Source organism: Posidoniimonas polymericola (assembly GCF_007859935.1).
GTDB lineage: Bacteria > Planctomycetota > Planctomycetia > Pirellulales > Lacipirellulaceae > Posidoniimonas > Posidoniimonas polymericola.
On the sequence record NZ_SJPO01000001.1, the window covers coordinates 182,356 to 197,864 of the forward strand.

13 protein-coding genes are annotated in these 15,509 nt (G+C 66.4%); 5 read left to right on the forward strand and 8 right to left on the reverse strand.

The window, feature by feature from the left end:
- Nucleotides 1-7: 7 nt before the first annotated feature.
- The gene (locus tag Pla123a_RS00745) at nt 8-2,218 is read right to left on the reverse strand and encodes a PEP-CTERM sorting domain-containing protein (protein ID WP_146583611.1); all 2,211 of its coding nucleotides are present in this window, start codon (nt 2,216-2,218) and stop codon (nt 8-10) included.
- A gap of 320 nt (nt 2,219-2,538) precedes the next feature.
- Between Pla123a_RS00745 and Pla123a_RS00750 the strand changes: the two genes are divergently transcribed.
- A complete protein-coding gene (locus Pla123a_RS00750; protein ID WP_146583612.1) occupies nt 2,539-4,167 on the forward strand; it encodes a PAS domain-containing sensor histidine kinase in 1,629 nt (542 codons plus the stop codon).
- Nucleotides 4,168-4,252: 85 nt separating this feature from the next.
- On the opposite strand, the gene Pla123a_RS24395 is transcribed toward Pla123a_RS00750, so the two are convergent.
- Nucleotides 4,253-4,963 (reverse strand): PEP-CTERM sorting domain-containing protein, encoded by a 711-nt coding sequence (locus Pla123a_RS24395; protein ID WP_197527564.1) that lies wholly within the window; start codon nt 4,961-4,963, stop codon nt 4,253-4,255.
- Nucleotides 4,964-5,785: 822 nt separating this feature from the next.
- Between Pla123a_RS24395 and Pla123a_RS00760 the strand changes: the two genes are divergently transcribed.
- On the forward strand, nt 5,786-6,442 hold the full coding sequence (locus Pla123a_RS00760; RefSeq protein WP_146583614.1) for a hypothetical protein: 657 nt from the start codon (nt 5,786-5,788) through the stop codon (nt 6,440-6,442).
- Between the two features lie 77 nt (nt 6,443-6,519).
- Here Pla123a_RS00760 and Pla123a_RS00765 read toward each other — a convergent pair whose 3' ends face one another.
- The 3 genes from Pla123a_RS00765 to Pla123a_RS00775 all read right to left on the reverse strand — a co-directional run bounded on the left by Pla123a_RS00765 (nt 6,520) and on the right by Pla123a_RS00775 (nt 9,174).
- Complete coding sequence (locus Pla123a_RS00765) at nt 6,520-7,104, reverse strand: redoxin domain-containing protein (protein ID WP_146583615.1); 585 nt, start codon at nt 7,102-7,104, stop codon at nt 6,520-6,522.
- A 196-nt stretch (nt 7,105-7,300) separates the two neighbouring features.
- Complete coding sequence (locus tag Pla123a_RS00770; protein WP_146583616.1) at nt 7,301-8,647, reverse strand: PQQ-binding-like beta-propeller repeat protein; 1,347 nt, start codon at nt 8,645-8,647, stop codon at nt 7,301-7,303.
- Nucleotides 8,648-8,829: 182 nt separating this feature from the next.
- Nucleotides 8,830-9,174 carry a hypothetical protein gene (locus Pla123a_RS00775; protein ID WP_146583617.1) on the reverse strand — a complete coding sequence of 115 codons (345 nt, stop codon included), beginning with the start codon at nt 9,172-9,174 and terminating at the stop codon, nt 8,830-8,832.
- 253 nt (nt 9,175-9,427) lie between these two features.
- Between Pla123a_RS00775 and Pla123a_RS00780 the strand changes: the two genes are divergently transcribed.
- Complete coding sequence (locus Pla123a_RS00780) at nt 9,428-9,814, forward strand: FKBP-type peptidyl-prolyl cis-trans isomerase (RefSeq protein WP_146583618.1); 387 nt, start codon at nt 9,428-9,430, stop codon at nt 9,812-9,814.
- A gap of 81 nt (nt 9,815-9,895) precedes the next feature.
- Here Pla123a_RS00780 and Pla123a_RS00785 read toward each other — a convergent pair whose 3' ends face one another.
- Nucleotides 9,896-10,462 carry a hypothetical protein gene (locus tag Pla123a_RS00785; protein ID WP_146583619.1) on the reverse strand — a complete coding sequence of 189 codons (567 nt, stop codon included), beginning with the start codon at nt 10,460-10,462 and terminating at the stop codon, nt 9,896-9,898.
- Between the two features lie 516 nt (nt 10,463-10,978).
- Between Pla123a_RS00785 and Pla123a_RS00790 the strand changes: the two genes are divergently transcribed.
- Nucleotides 10,979-12,280, forward strand: coding sequence for a glycoside hydrolase family 43 protein (locus Pla123a_RS00790; RefSeq protein WP_146583620.1), 1,302 nt, complete (start codon nt 10,979-10,981; stop codon nt 12,278-12,280).
- A 104-nt stretch (nt 12,281-12,384) separates the two neighbouring features.
- Here the strand turns inward: Pla123a_RS00790 and Pla123a_RS00795 are convergent, their stop codons facing one another.
- Nucleotides 12,385-13,026, reverse strand: a complete 642-nt coding sequence (locus Pla123a_RS00795; protein WP_146583621.1) for a trimeric intracellular cation channel family protein — start codon at nt 13,024-13,026, stop codon at nt 12,385-12,387.
- A 289-nt stretch (nt 13,027-13,315) separates the two neighbouring features.
- Here Pla123a_RS00795 and Pla123a_RS00800 point away from each other — a divergent pair, with 289 nt between their 5' ends.
- Nucleotides 13,316-14,680: an NAD-dependent succinate-semialdehyde dehydrogenase gene (locus Pla123a_RS00800; RefSeq protein ID WP_146583622.1), complete on the forward strand. Its 1,365-nt coding sequence runs from the start codon at nt 13,316-13,318 to the stop codon at nt 14,678-14,680.
- 148 nt (nt 14,681-14,828) lie between these two features.
- On the opposite strand, the gene Pla123a_RS00805 is transcribed toward Pla123a_RS00800, so the two are convergent.
- Nucleotides 14,829-15,398: a hypothetical protein gene (locus tag Pla123a_RS00805; RefSeq protein WP_146583623.1), complete on the reverse strand. Its 570-nt coding sequence runs from the start codon at nt 15,396-15,398 to the stop codon at nt 14,829-14,831.
- Nucleotides 15,399-15,509: the final 111 nt, after the last annotated feature.

Consider the following 15,509-nt stretch of genomic DNA (forward strand, 5'->3'; position numbering starts at 1 on the left):
AGAACGGCTACGCCCGACTACGGTAGTTGATGGCCACGAAAAGGCACAAGAGAGCACAAGAACCTCCGGGGAGCGTCGGTCCGACGGACGCAACCTTCTTGTGTCTTCTCGTGCCTCTTCGTGGCCAATCCTTACGGCGACGCCAGCCGACGATCGCCGCGAGCACGAGCAGCCCGAGCGCCCCCGGCTCGGGAACCGTCTGGTCGGCGACCGGCTCGCCAAGCACGAGGCCGAAGTTGCTCCGCCAGGCGTGGTAGTCGGCGGCGTCGGCCTGGTTGTCGCCGTTGGCGTCGGCCAGGCCGGTCTGGTCGCCGTGGTGGTCACGCCAGAAGCTGTAGTCGCCCGCGTCCACGACGCCGTCGCCGTTGAAGTCGCCGGAGCTGCGGCCGTCGTAGTTGGCGAGCAGCAGCATCATGTCCGACTGGTCGACCGCGCCGTTCTCGTCGAAGTCGCCGTACATCCAGTAGACCTCGGCCGACTCGGCGTTCATGCCGAGGTTGGCCGTCAGGGCCGCCACGTCCTGGCGGTCGACGTCGCCGTCGAAGTCGGCGTCGCCGGTGCGGACCGAGCGGTGCAGCACGGCCCGCCACGCCTCCTGCTGGCCGTCAGGGTTTATGCCGGTGCCGACGATGGTCGTGCCGTCGTCGCTGATGGCGCCGACCTCGAGCAGCCGCCAGCCCTCCATCTCGAGGCCGTAGTCGCCGGCCAGCACCCGGGCCAGCGGCCGCATGCCGTGCTGACGGTCCCACAGGAACGGCGCCTGCAAACGCCCGAAGGCGTCGATGTCGCCGTCGAGCAGCGCTGGGTCGACGGTGGTCGTGGCGTCCGTAGACAAGAGGAACGCGTGCCCCACGACGCGGCCCTGCTCGGCAGAAACGTCCACGGCCTCGGAGCCGATAAACTCGGGGCCGGGCGGCAGGCGGAATGGTGGGATGTACTTCCAGCCGAGATCCTCGGTCCACATCACGGCCTGCTCGAGCATATACGGCGTGCGGGCGTCGACTTCCGGGCCCCACAGCACCCGGTCGACGCCGACCACGACCTTGCCGTCGGCCGAAACGGCGTTGGCGGTGGTTTCCTGTGGCACGGGCACAAGCGATGCAAACGGCAGCGGCGGGTTGCCAAGGCCTACCATTCCCACCTCGCGTGTCCACAAGAACGGCTGTGCCTGGTCGGGGTGAAACGGTTCGAAGGCGAGCGGGTTCTGGAGGCGATGGGCGTTGCCGACAATCACTTCGCCGCTCGCAGAGACGTCCACCGCCTCACTGGTCGAGTACTCGCCGTACTCCTTCAGCAAGCCGAGGTCCTGCATGCCGGAATCGTCGGTGTAGCGGAAGGCGCGGCGGAAGTAGTTCGGCGGCAGGCCCGAGCCCTCGGGCGGGCGGGTCGGCGGGTAGAACTCGTTGACGCCGACCACGACGCGGCCGTTGCGAGAAGTCGCGTGGGCCTGGCCGGTAGACGAGACGCCGTGGATCGTGCCGAGCGGCTGCATGCCGCCGCCGAGCGACCAGCGGAACGCCTCTTGGCTCTGGAATACGTCGCGGCGGATCGAAGAGTCGCCAACGATGTAGTTGCCGTCCGCCGAGACGCCGCGGCCCGTGCTGCCGCCGGGCGAGCCGCCCGGCAACAGGCCGATCGACACCATGCCGGTCGACGGCGACCACGCGAACGCCTCGTGGGTGATAAAGCCGGCCGCATTGGGAGCGAGCTCGTTATGCCCGGTCACGACCCGCCCGTCGGCCGAGACGTCAAACGCGGCGCTGACGTAGGCCGGGTCGCCGAGGCTGCCGAGCCCGTGGAACTCGCCCCGCGGCCGCGGGTAGATCCAGCCCAAGAAGTCGGGTCCGGAGACCAGCTCGCGGACGCCGCGGTCGTTGGGAAGCACGTTCCAGACCGAGCCGGTGATCTCGTTGACGATGGGGTCGAGCGGGCCGAACTCTTCGGTCAGGGTCCACGGGGTGAGCGCGTCGCCCGCGCCGGCCAGGCCGGGAGCCGACAGCGACAGGTGCAGCGCGCCGTCGACCACGGAGTGACTGATAGCGTCGGGCGCGGCGGTGTCCCACCACACGCCGTCGAGCCTCACCGAGCCAATACCGCCTGTGCCCGGCTGGGTGACCGTGACCGAGTCGACCCACCAGGGGAGTTCGAACGCGGCGAGTGGGGAGCCGGCGAGCAGCAACGCGGCCAGCGAGAACAGAGCGAGCTTACGCGGCGACATGGTTCACGCCTTGAAGAGAGTCAGTGCCCCTGACCCGCTGAGTCTACCGCGCCGCAAGAGTGGGTCAACCTCGCCCAATCCCCGGCGTGAGCGGGGCGGGCGGTGGTGGTGGGAATTACTCAATCGCGTGTGGGATACCACTGACCGTCCGTGCAGGCTGGGTAGAGTCCGCCCGGTTGCGTGGGCGGGCCGCCCCGGCGTGGCCCCTGGATTGTTAGCGCGCTAGGGGTTTCCGAGGGGTAGGGTTCCCGAGGTGGTATTCCGCGACCCGCGGGAACCGAGCCGAGGCGCCCCCCCGATTACTGCGATGATAATCTCCCATGCAACACCCCTCAGCCAAAACCACGGCGACCGATCTCGCGGTGCTGCACCGGGAGATTGCGACCATCAGGGCGCAGCTGTCGGCGATCGACCGGTCTCACGGCCGGATCGAGTTCAGCACTCAGGGGATCATCCTAGAGGTCAACCAGAACTACCTCGACATGATGGGGTACCACCGCGGCGAGTTGCTGGGGCGCCACCACCGGCTGTTCGTCCCCGAGGCCGACCACGACAGCCCCGACTACGCCGAGTTCTGGAGACGCCTGCACGACGGCACCTTCCAACGCGGTGAGTTCATGCGACTGGCCCACGACGGTTCGCAGCGTTGGATCCAGGCGACCTACAACCCAGTCTGCTGTCCCGAGGGTCGGGTGGAGAGGGTCGTGAAGTACGCGATCGACATCACTCCCCAGAAGCGGGCCGAGCAGGTGGCGGAACGCGCCTCGCTGCTGCTCGACGCGCAGCTCGCCGCGATCGACCGCTCGCAGTGCCGCGTCGAATTCAGCGCCGATGGGACCATCCTCGACGTCAACGACAACTTTGTGCAGATGATGGGCTACCGCCGAGAGGAGCTGCTCGGGCGGCACCATCGGATAATGATGCCCGACGGCGGGTACGACCCCGTTGAGTACGAGGCGTTCTGGGAGCTGCTCCGCGGGGGGCACTTCCACCGCGACGAGTTCATGCGGATCGCCCGCGACGGCTCGCAGCGGTGGATGCAGGCCACCTACACGCCGTTCTGCTTGTCGGACGGTCGGGTGGAACGCGTCGTGAAGTACGCCATCGACATCACCGACCGCAAGAAGCTCGAGGCGCGCAACTCGCGCCGCGAACGGCTGGAGTCGATCGGCGCGCTCGCGACCGGCGTCGCGCACGAGATCAACTCGCCGCTGCAATGCATCCTTGGCGTCCTGAACTACCTGAACGCCTCGTACGCCCGGCAGGCGGACGCGTCCGGAACGCTCAAGCCGGCCGGCCTTGCGGGTTGGGTCCGGGACCACCGGGAAGCAATCGACGACGCGATTGACGCGGCGGAGAAGGCGGCGGGCATCACCGCTGCGATGCGGGTCTTCTCACTCCCCAGCACTCCAGGACGCCAGGAGTTCGGGCTGGGCGAGGCCGTCGATATCGCCATAAAGCTGACGCGGAACGCCACCGCCGGCGTGGCGGCGGTCGCCATCGACGGGGAATCGCTCTCGCACCGGATGGTTGGCTACGAGGGCGAAATCTGCCAGGTAATGGTCAACCTCATCGCCAACGCAGTCGACGCTATCCAAGAGCGGCCCGGCTCCGAGCGGGGCGGCGCACAGATCCGGATCGAGGGCCGCCGACTGCCCGATGGCGGCCTGGAGGTGGTGTGCGCCGACACGGGCGTCGGGATGGAGCCGGACGTAGTGACACGGGCATTCGACCGCTTCTTCACCACCAAGGATACGGGCGGCGTCGGCCTAGGTTTGTGGCTGTGCTACGACGTGGTCGTCAACCGCCACGGCGGCCAGATCCGGATCGACAGCGAGCCGGGACGCGGAGCGGTTTTTACACTCTGGTTCCCGCCGTCGTGTCTGGTTGACGGCGATAGACACGTGGACGAGAACCCGCGGTCGGCCGATCTGTCGCCGGCCCGGTAAGTCGACCTGACGAGACACGCCCCCGCCGGGCGACCGACGAGTCGCCGAGGCGATCGGGGCGTTGCTTGTTGGGTTTTGCCGGTTGCTAGCGGACCCGCCGCCGCAGGCCGAACAGGCCGGCGACCGACAGCAGACCAAGAACCGACGGCTCGGGCACGTTGGTCGTGATGCGCATCGCGTTGATGTAGAAGAACCGCTGGCTGGTGTCGTTGGTGGCTCCGGCGGTCATGGAGAGGCTGATCTCGCCGTTTGCGTCCGCGACCAGGCCGTTGACCGCAATCACCTCGGACGTGTTGAGCGAGGCGTCGTAATCGGTGAACGCAACCGATCCGTTGGCGTCGGTGAACACGTAGTCGCCAGCGCGGATGCTGCCGCCGTTGCGGCCGGCGTAGAGCACGAAGTCGTAGGTCGTGGCGCCGGAGGCGTCGAGGTCGCTGAACGTGATGATCGGGTTTGGCGCGAGGAACCCGTTGAAGTCGTTGGTGTGACCGAATAGCGAGTCGCTGGTCGCCCCGTCAGCAAAGATGGCCGCGTCGCCGGTGACGCCGGTGTGCCCGGCCGAGTTGCCGTTCGCCGGGAAGCCGACGTGGCCGACATCGATGGCGGTCGGGACGCCGTTCGAGTCGAGCATGTCTGTGAACGAGATCGCGGCGCCGTTGATGGTCGAGCTGACGATGCTGTTGTAGCCCGGCGTGTCGGGGCGGTTGTTGTGTTGAAAGTCGAGGAAGATCGTGTTCGCGTGCGCCGCCGACGCGCAGCACGCGACAATCGCAAGCGAGAGCAGTTTCCGGGTCATGGGGTCTTCTCCAGGTGATGAGTGCGGCGGCGTGGCGCCGGCGTGACTCGGGGCGCCCGACCAGCAGCGCGTGTTCGAGCAAGCCCGCGTCGACGGCGGACGACACGACAGGGCCCCGAGGGCGAGACGCACCCCAGGGCGAAATGACGAGCAGCCAGCTAGATTAACCGATCGCGACGACCGTTCGCCAATCAGCGCCGACAGGAATTGCATCGCGAAGAGCCGGGTGTACCGGCAAATAGACGCCGAAATGCCAGGCGATGCGGCCACTGCCGCAGGGACCGAACGGTAAAAAACACAGCTGGTTTGCGTGAAAACAAGGCCCTGGGATCCCCGCATCCCGCTGTCCAGTGGCGCGCAGGCCGTTGGACACCGTTTCGTGGTGCTGCGCGGCGAACCTCCCAGGCCGGGCCGAGGACCGCCCGTATAGTGCGACCGCTTTCCCCAGGATCCACGCGGAGTTTGCGCTGCAATCATCCGACTGCTTTGCGTCGGGGCCGGGCTGCTCTGCCTGGCAGGACCCGCCCCGCCGAGCCGGACCAAGACCTGGCGCCGATCACCGTTGACGGGATGCGTCGACGAGATGCGTTAGCAAGAGTTGTTTGGCGGCGCCGGGCTCGCTCGCCGGAACCGAAGAGCGCTAAAGGCTGGAGAAACGTTACTCGGCGAAACTTCTTTGGCCATTGGCCTGAAAGCGCTACCATTCGATCTGCGTTTTACGTAGAATCCGAAATACGTGGCAGACCTACTCTGGCTGCATTTTGACGGCCACGTCGGTAACGTTTCTTGTCTTTTCCCGTTACACCCGTGAGAGTGAATCTAATGAGCTGCATCAAATTAGCGGCCTGCGCAGCGGCGCTGGGCCTGGGCTGCCTGGCCGGCGCTTCTACGGCGCTCGCCGTCCATCTCGACTATTACAATCGCATTGCGGACCCGAGTTTCGAGGGGACGCTGACCTTCGACGGCGCGCCGTTTGTCGGAACCTGGGAAGGCTTTAGCGGCGACCCGGTCGCCAGTTCTGAGTTCACGAGCAACATGCCCCGCACCGGCGCGCAGTCGCTCGAACTCAACATCGATCAGACCGCGAACTCCTTCGCGGGCGCTTTCCAGGACGCCGTGCTGGACGCCGGTTCGGCAGGCAAGACCGCTTACTTTAGCGGGTGGCACAAAGCGACCGGCGAAGCCGCCAGCGAGATCCGCGTCGAGTGGCGCGACTCCGTGGCGGGCGTTGAGGTCTCACGGACTCCGAACCTCTCTCCAATGCTGAGCACCGACTTCGAGGAGTTCATCGTGAGCGCCGAGATCCCTGCCGGCGCCGACTCGGCGCGGCTGGTCTACGCGATCCAGAGCTTCGGCGGCGTGCTGACGCAGCAGGTGTTCGTCGATGACGTCAACTTCAACTACGCGCCGGAGCCGGTGTCCGCCGGCCTGGCCGCGCTGGCGTTGCTGTCGGTTGTCGCCCGCCGCGGCCGCGACTAGCTCACAGGATCTTTTTGCCGCGCACGACAGAGGGGCGCTCCGCACTGGCGGGGCGCCCCTTTTTTTGTCGCGGTTGGCTACTCTGCCTTCTGCAACTCCTTCAGCACCTTGGCCACCGGCACGCGGCCGCCGTGGCTCTTGCTGACCACGGCGAAGGTCGCCTTGCGGTCCGGTCCGATGATGTAGGTAGAAGGGTAGGCGGTCTCGTTTGGCGCGTCCCACCGCAGGCCGTAGGCGTCGGTCAGCGCGTACTCGGGGTCGAGCACCATAGTGAGCGGCTCGGGCAGCTTCTTCTCGGCGAGGAACTCTTCGGCCCGCTCGGCCAGATTGCTGACGCCGCCCGGGTAGACCAGCACGACCTGCGCACCGGCCTCGCGCAGCTTGGCGGCCGCCTGGATGTACTCGCCGACCTGCCGAGAGCAGAGTGGGCACTGGTAACCGGGGTAGCCGCGAAGGACGACCAGCACGGTCGGGCCCTCGGCAAAGACCTTGGCGAGGTCGATCGGTTTGTCGGCGCCGAATTCCGGCAGCGTCGGCGCCGGCGCGGTGTCGGCGACCTCGAGCGGCGTGTCGCGGATGGTGGGCTCGGCGGTGTCCGCGGCGTTCGCTGCCCCGGCGGTAAGGGCGGCGGCGAGCACGGAGAGGGCAATGCAGCGCGTCATCATGGCGACTCCTGGAGACTAGTTGCGGGTGAGGGCGAGCCCCATCCTACCGGCTCGCCGATGGCTGGTCGGTGTGCAGCCGCACACTACCGCTCGCCGTCAAAGTCAGCAGGACCCCGGTCACGCTGCGTGGTTCGGGCGTGGCGGTGCGGGCCGCCGCCTTGTTTGTTGGGTACGCAGGGCGGAGCTTGTAGCCTCACTCGGCCGACAGGTCCACGCACACGATCTCCTTGTCGTTCCGCGCGAACACCGCCTGGTACGCGAACGCCGGGCAGCTCCACACGACGTCGCGTCCGAACGAGCTGCTGGTCGGCGCCAGCACGTGCATGCGGCCGGTCTCGGTGTAGGCGTCGGGCGTCAGCCGGGCGGTGATCAGGTCGCCCTGCTCGTTGAACAGGAAGTAGTCGCCCGACGGCGTGTGGGGCACGACGAAAGCCGTGCCGTGCCGGCCGCGCTCGTCGCCCATGGTCGGCCGCTTGGTCGCCCACAGCCGCGACCCGTCCTCTGGGCTGAGCGCCACCAGCTCGCTGCTCTGGCAGTCGGGTCCGTAGATCGCTTCGGGCGTGAAGATCGGCGTGACGTTGGCCGCCTGCAGGCTGTCGCTCGCGCCGCCCGACCACAGCACCTCGACGTCCGACCCGTCGGGCTTCAACTGCATCAGCACCGACACGCCGCCGATCGCGCTGACGTACAGCTTGTCGCCCTGCTTCTGCGGCCGCGCGATCGCCATGCCGTAGGACGGCTTGGCCGGCACGCTCCAGATGACCTCGCCCGAGTTTGGCTTGAGCGCGTACAGGTTCTGCGGCGACCAGATTAACAGCTGCGGCTGCTTGCCCGCGAGAATGATATTCGGCGGGCAGTAGCCCGGCTCGGAGTCGTTGAGGGCAGACCACTTCTCTTCGCCGGTCTGCTTGTCGAACGCCACGACCAACGCGTCGGCCCCGCCGACCATGCAGTACAGGGTGTCGCCGTCTACCAGCGGGTGGGCCGCGTGCCCCCAGATCGGAGTGGCGGCGCTGTAGTCGTCCCTGAAGTTCTTCTTCCAGACCACCGAGCCGTCCGCTGTGTTGAGGCAGTGCAGGTCGCCCTCGGCGCCGAGCGTGTAGACGCGGTCGCCGTCGACCGTCGGCGTGCAGCGGGGGCCACCGCCGTACGAGACTCGGTACGGCCGCTTGTACTCGTGCTTCCAGAGCTCCTCGCCGGTCTCGGCGTCGAGGCAGCGCAGGCGTTCCGTGCCGTCCAGTTCGTCGGGGCGGCCGGCGGAGAAGGTCAGCTCGCCGTCGGTGATCTCGTACTCGAAGAGGAACACCTTGCCGTCCGCCACCGCCGGGCCGGCGTAGCCGGTGGCCGCCGGCACGCGCCACTTGATCGGCAGCCCGTCGGCCGGGATCTCGGTCACCACGCCCGACTCGCTGTAGGTCGCGTCGCGGTCGGGGCCGAGCCACTGCGGCCACTCGTCGGCGAGGGCGAGCGGCGAGAGGACGGAGCAGGCCAGCAAGCAGGCGGCGCAGCGATAGGCAACCGAGGACAGGCGGAGCGTCATGGCGTCATCCGGAGGGGGGGCGGGTGAGGTTCGTACCGAGTGTGAGAACTCGATCCTACGGCCCCCGCCTGCCCCGGGCAATGACACGCAGCCCGCCGCTGCGGCCTCCCTAAGTTACGGTGGCGGCCACGCCATCGGCGACGACACCGCCCCGAGACAGCCGATCTCGCTCGACGCCCGCCCTAACTACTGCGGACGACCAGCCTTGCGAGCACCGCCAAGAAGAACACGCTGCCAGCTGCGTCGGCCGCCAAGAGCGGCGTCAGCCCATCGGCGTGCAGCCGGGCGCCGAGGAACAGCAGGTAGACCGAGCCGTACACCGCCGCGTGCAGCAGCAGCCACTCTAGCCGCCGCTCCGACGAGACCCGCGCCACGAGTGACACGCCCGCCCCCAGCGCAATCAACGCGACGCCGGTCAGCTCTGCCAGCCCGCTGCCGAGTGCGGCCAACGCGACCATCCCCACGCCAGCCAGCATCAGCCCCGGCGCAGCGGCAGGAGATTCAAGCGTCGAGAGCGTGCGTTGCATGGCGGGGCAGAGCGGGGGGCCAGGTCGGGAAGACGAGGAGGGACTCCCTCCAGCCTGATCAGCCCGGAGCAGTGCGCCAATCAACGCGGTGCGGTTGAGTGCCTAAGGAAAGCCGGCGCCGGTCCGGCTGTGCGGGCTGTAGCGGGCGCGATGGGGAGAGGGCCGGTAGAGATGAACAGGAGAGGGCGGAGAGAGCAGAGTTGGTTTGGCCACAACGGCTAGCGGCCGAGCTTTCTGGTATCCTGCTTCCGCGATGAAGCCACCGATCAGCCTCAGAATCACCGACAACCAAATTGGGTCGGGACGCGTTTGCGTGCCGGGCGATGTCGCCGTCTGTCACTGGGTTTGCCGGCGACGCAAAGGCGACATCCTCTTCGCATCGGATGCGGACTCGCCGCACCCAATTCGCGTCGGCGCCCGCGACTACTGTGTAGGGGTCGAGTACGGGCTGCTCGGGATGCGCGTCGGCGGGCGAAGGACGATTGTCGTCCCGCCGAATCTGACGTACGTTGAGCAGAAGATCTACCCAGAACTACCGGCAAACGGGCTGCTCATTTACCAGCTGGAGTTGATCGACCTGCCCAAGAAGTGGGACCCCGATATGGAGCAGCGTCTGTCGCCGCCGCCGCCTTCAGGTTAAGAGGGGCTGAGCGACGCTTAAGATCGGGGCAGCGACTCTAGCTTGCTCAGGGGATCCCACTTGGAAGAGCCGGCCCCTTTCTCAATCCGCCACGCGACGAGCTCGATTCGACGGTGCGCTGACAATTTCCTCTATGTGCTTCCGAACGCAGTTGAGAAGGTCGTTGCCATCGGCTGTGATGGTGCTGCACCACATGCCGTGTTCGATCACGGCGGAGTACCCGTCCTCCGCCATGCACTCGGCAAGCTCTTGGGGCTTGTCGATGAAGCGATAGAAAAGCCATTCGTCTTGAATGGCGGCGACGGCAAGGTACTTGCTACCCGCGAAGCCCTCGCCTACGAGCTGCAATTCGAGTAGGGCTTGGCTATGGTCATCGTTGAGGGAAACGGCTTGGCAAATTGCTTTGCAGACCTTTCCCTCAAAGCTGATTTCGTACCGACCGTCCTGCAAACGGCGCACGCTATAGGGCTCGCCGGCGGGATCGTCGCCAAACACGGGAGATTCAAAGGACTGCCACTTGCCCTCCAGGGGAAATCGCGAAGCCTGCGGGTCGGTGACTATAGCTCTTGCAACAATGACCGACGTACTCTTATCACATCCCAAGAAGAGTAGGGCGGAGAGACCAAGCACCGTAGCTGTCTTAACCATGGAGGCACCCCTGTTAGTAGCAACCTGTCAGGCGGAGAGGTGGTGAACAGCAGCGTCAACAGGCGAGCGCATTGCCGACGCGACGAGCCGCAAATGTGAATCAACTGAAAACATCTAGGGCGAGCCATCTCTCTGCGCGGTTGCTAGCGTGTGCGCCTTGCCTCGCGGGCTGACGAGGTAGTCCACAGCAGCCGACGGATTACATCCGTCGGACGGACCTGGGGTTGTGGTTGCAATCTCGCAGGGCATGCGCCGTAGCCCCGACTGCGGGACTCCTCATCCACTCGGCGAACGCCCCAATTCCTGGCAGGGGGTTCCGTTGGCATTTATAATAATGAGGCTCTCGGAACAGGGCTCTTACTATGGCGCTCTCTGCGGTCGCAGGTCGGATTCGAAGGCCTGGCCAGAGGGCCCGCTTCTGGGGGAAGCAACCGCCTTTCTTCCCCGCTCACTGATGGCCGCTCCGCGCGGCCCAACCGTCGGCGCCTCCCGCGATTGACCTCGAAAGACCTCCCCATGTTTGCTGCTACGCGTCACGCCGATTCGCCCAACCAGACTCGCTACCGCTGCGGGCTGGCCTTCGTGCTGATGGCGGCCGCGCTCGCGCCGGGCGTGGCGGTGGCCGCGAACGGCACGGGGCAGGTCTTTGCCTACTTCCAGGGCCCGTGGCCGACCGGCGGGCACAGCGGCGTCTACATGAGCTACAGCTCCGACGGGCTCAACTTTCAGCCGATGAACAACGGCGACCCGGTGTACGTCCCGCCTGAGGCTTGGGGCCCCGGCTCCAGCACCAACACCATCGACGAAGACCAGACCCGCGACCCGTCGGTCCTGTACGGGCCGGACGGCTACTTCCACATGGTGTGGACCTCGGGCATCTCGACGCGGTCGATCGGCTACGCGAAGTCGGCCGACCTGAAGACCTGGACCGACGAGCAGCTGATCGACATCTGGAGCCCCAGCACGGTGGTCGACCACACCTGGGCGCCCGAGCTGTTCTACGACGCCGCGAACTCGCAGTACCAGATCATCTTCGCGTCGAACCTGAACGGCGGCGACCACAAGCTGTACTCGATCACCACGAGCGACTTCTCGAGCTTCAGCACGGCCGACCCCAACAACCCGTACTTCTACAACGGCGCCACGATTATCGACGCGATGATCGCGGAGGACTCGGCCAACAACCGCTACCTGATGGCGGTGAAGGACGAGCAGAACGGCGCCAAGAACATCCGCCTGGCGACCGCCCCGACCGCGCAGGGGCCGTGGACCACCGACAACCCGGTCATCGTCGGGCCCGGCTCGGCGATCGAGGGGAACGTGACCGAGGGGCCCTCGCTCCTCAAGGTCGACGACACCTGGCTGCTGTACTACGACGCCTACGGCGCCGGCTACTTCGGCGTCGCGGCCACGTCGGACGCCGACCCGGCCAACGCCGCCTCGTGGGTCAACCTGACCGGCGACGCGAACCTGCCCGACGGCCACCACGGCACGGTGTTCAACGCCCCTAACAGTGTGCTGTCGTTCGACTTCCTGCCCTACTCGCGCAGCGATCTAAACGGCGATCAGGACCTCACCCCCGACGACTGGCTGCTATTCCTGGGCAACCACCTGACCACCACCAGCATCGGCGACCTCGACGCCGACGGCGACAACGACTTCGACGATTTCCGCCTGTTCAAGACCGACTACGAGACGTTCCACGGATCGGGCGCGTTCGCGTCGATGCTGGCCTCGGTCGCCGCGCCGGAACCGTCGGCGGCGCTGCTGGCGCTGATGGGCGTGCCCGTGGTGTTGGGGCGGCGTCGCGGGAAGTAGCCGACGGATGCCACCCGCCGGACGGGCCCGGTGCTGAGGTCGTTCAGCAGCGAACCGTCGAACCGTCGCCCCCGAACGATGCAATCCATCGGCTAGCGGATTGCCTACGGGTCGGCTGGCTCGGACGCTTCGTCCTCCACCCCGTCCGAGTACGCCGGCAGTTTCCAGTCGTACCGCAACGCGGCCAGGCGGAACGCGATGATCAGCGTGACCCCGATCGGCGCCGCGAAGCCGTTGGCCGCGGGGAACTGCTTGAGGCCGGCGTACAGCAGCGCGCCGGTGAACGAGCAGGTCGCGTACATCGGCGTCGACGGTCGGAAGATGCTGGGGATGCGGTTGCAGATCGTGTCGGCCATCACGCCGCCGAAGGTGCCGGTCACCGCGCCCATCATCGCGGCGATGAACAGCGGCGCGCCCTCGGCCAACGCGGCGCCTGCGCCGGCGATGCTGAAGAACGCCAGGCCGATGGCGTCGGGGATGTTCAGGCTCCGCTCGGTCTGCTCCGGGAGCTTCGGCAGGAAGAACGCCGCCACGGCCATCGCGAACACAATCACGGGGTAGTGCGGGGCCGCGATCCAGAACAGCGGGTGGCGGTCGAGGAACAGGTCGCGCAGCGTGCCGCCGCCGAACGCGACCATGAACGCCACGCTGTACACCCCGACAAAGTCGAGCTTCAGCCGTCGCGCCAGCAGCACGCCGTACAACGCGCTGAACACAACCGCCAGGAATTCGACAATCTGCAGCATTTGGGGGCGGTGCGGCGGTTGGGAGGGGGGGTGGGATGGGGGTAGCCCCTCATTCTAGCACCGGGCCCCCGGGCGTTCGATTGCCCGCAGCCTTGGGTTGCCGGGCCTGCTCGCCGGGACGCGGCTGCGGGCGGTATCCACGCAAGGTGGTTCGATTCGTGCCAATCGGAGAATCGGCGGGGGGCCACTGCCTGCGCAGGCAGCCCCGTGCGTGCCTTCGCGGCATTGGCATAGGGAGTGCACTTAAGAGGGGCATAACCGTAACGAAACAACCGTCTAGGAGTACGCCATGACCATTACTGCCGTAAGCCCTGCTACGAACAAGCCGATCAAGACCTTCAAAGAGATGTCGAAGAAGGAGTGCCTGGCGGCTGTCGGCAAGGCCGACGACGCGTACCAGCAGTGGCGCGCCACTTCGTACGATCAGCGGAAGCAGGTGATCCTGGCGTTTGCCAAGGAGCTCCGCAACCGGACCGACGAGCTCGCCCGGCTGATCACGCTCGACATGGGCAAGCGGATCTCCGAGAGCCGCCGCGAGATCGAGTACTGCGCCGAGATCGCCGAGTTCTACGCCAACGGCGCCGAGGAGTTCCTGGCCGACCAGCCGATGGACCGCGTCCCCGAGAACGCCTACCTGCACTACGAGCCGCTCGGCGTGCTGCTGGGCGTGATGCCGTGGAACTTCCCGTTCTACCAGGTCGTCCGGTTCGCCACGCCCAACCTGATGGCGGGCAACACCGTGCTGGTCAAGCACGCCAGCAACGTGCCGCAGTGCGCCCAGGCGATCGAGAGCCTGTTCGCCGAGTGCGGCCTGCCCGACGGCGCGTACGCCAACCTGTTTGTCCCGACCGACTACGTCGAGGACATCATCGCCGACCACCGCGTGCAGGGCGTGTCGCTGACCGGCAGCGAGAAGGCCGGCGCGGCGGTCGCCGAGTTGGCGGGCAAGCACCTGAAGCGGTCGGTGCTGGAGCTCGGCGGCAACGACCCGTTCATCGTGCTCGAGGACGCCGACATCGCCCAGGCGGCCGAGCTGGCCGTGCAGGGCCGGATGGTCAACGCCGGCCAGTCGTGCGTCGCGTCTAAGCGGTTCATTGTCGTCAAGTCCGTGGCCGATGAGTTCCTCGAGCGCTTCAAGGAGGCATTGGGAGAGCTTGAGCCCGGCGACCCGCTCAACGAAGACACGACCCTCGCGCCGCTCTCGACCGAGGACGCCGCGCAGCAGCTGCACGACCAGGTGCAGAGCGCCATCGACGCCGGCGCAACCGTGCTGCTCGGCGGCGACCGCCCCGACCGCGACGGCGCCTACTTCAACCCGACGATCCTGACCGGCGTCACGCCCGACTCGCCGACCTTCGACCAGGAGCTGTTCGGCCCCGTGGCCACCGTGTACGTCGTGAAGGACGAGGACGAGGCCGTCGAGCTCGCCAACCGCTCGTCGTATGGTTTAGGCGGCAGCGTCTACACCCAGGACAAAGACCGCGGCCAAAGAGTCGCCGAACGGGTCGAAACCGGTATGATGTTCCTCAACCAGCCAACCAAGTCCCAGGCCGAGCTGCCGTTCGGCGGCATCAAGAACTCCGGCTACGGCCGCGAGCTGTCGCATCTCGGGATCCTGGAGTTCGTGAACAAGAAGCTGGTTCATCTGGGGTAGGGCGCCCGTTGAAGCAGCGCAGGTCCGGCTGCGAGTAGCGTTAATCCGACTCTGCTAGGGCGCCTCCTTTGCCGCCAAGGAACGCCATTCCCTCTACCGGGCTGCTGCGTCTTCAGTGCCGCCCTGCAAGCCGGGGTTTGTCGGAATTTCATCGGGACCAGCTCTCGGATTTCATCGATTCCCGGTCGGCGGAGGTGGGCTTGGCGATCGTGCCGTAAAGAAAATCTCCGATCGGCAACGCAACGTTGAAGTTCTTGTTGGGGTGCCGATGGTGCAGGAAGTGGTGCCTCGCGACAAACTTGTAGAGCGGCCAGCTTGAGAAGAAACGATCCTCGGGCTTGTGCATCTCCATGTGCACCTGATTCCATAGAACGTGGTGCAGACACACGACGATCGGAAACATGAGCGCGGCCGTCGTCGAGAAACAATAGAGCAGCAGGCTGACGGGCAGTGACTCGATTAATCCTTCCCGCAGGTTCAGCCGAATGCCACGGTCCTCGCCGTGCGGCAACGGCTCGTCGTGAAAGACCTTGCGGTACTGGCCGTGGTGGTCGACCGCATGGCTCATGAAGATCTTGTTCCGCACCGCGAGTCGCCGCAAGAACAAGAATCGCGGCTTCTTGTGCATCAGGCGTTGGTGCACCTGGTGCTCAATGAGCGACATCAGCACGACAAGAACGGGAAACCAGAGAAGGACCTGCCACACTTGCCACAGCATTTTGATCTAAGAAGCCATTGACGATCTGCGAAAGAGGAACCTTTCGCGCTTGCTAGTGCTCTGCCGAAGCAGGAACTGCATGGGAAACAGGAGCGTACTCCCCGCTGGCCC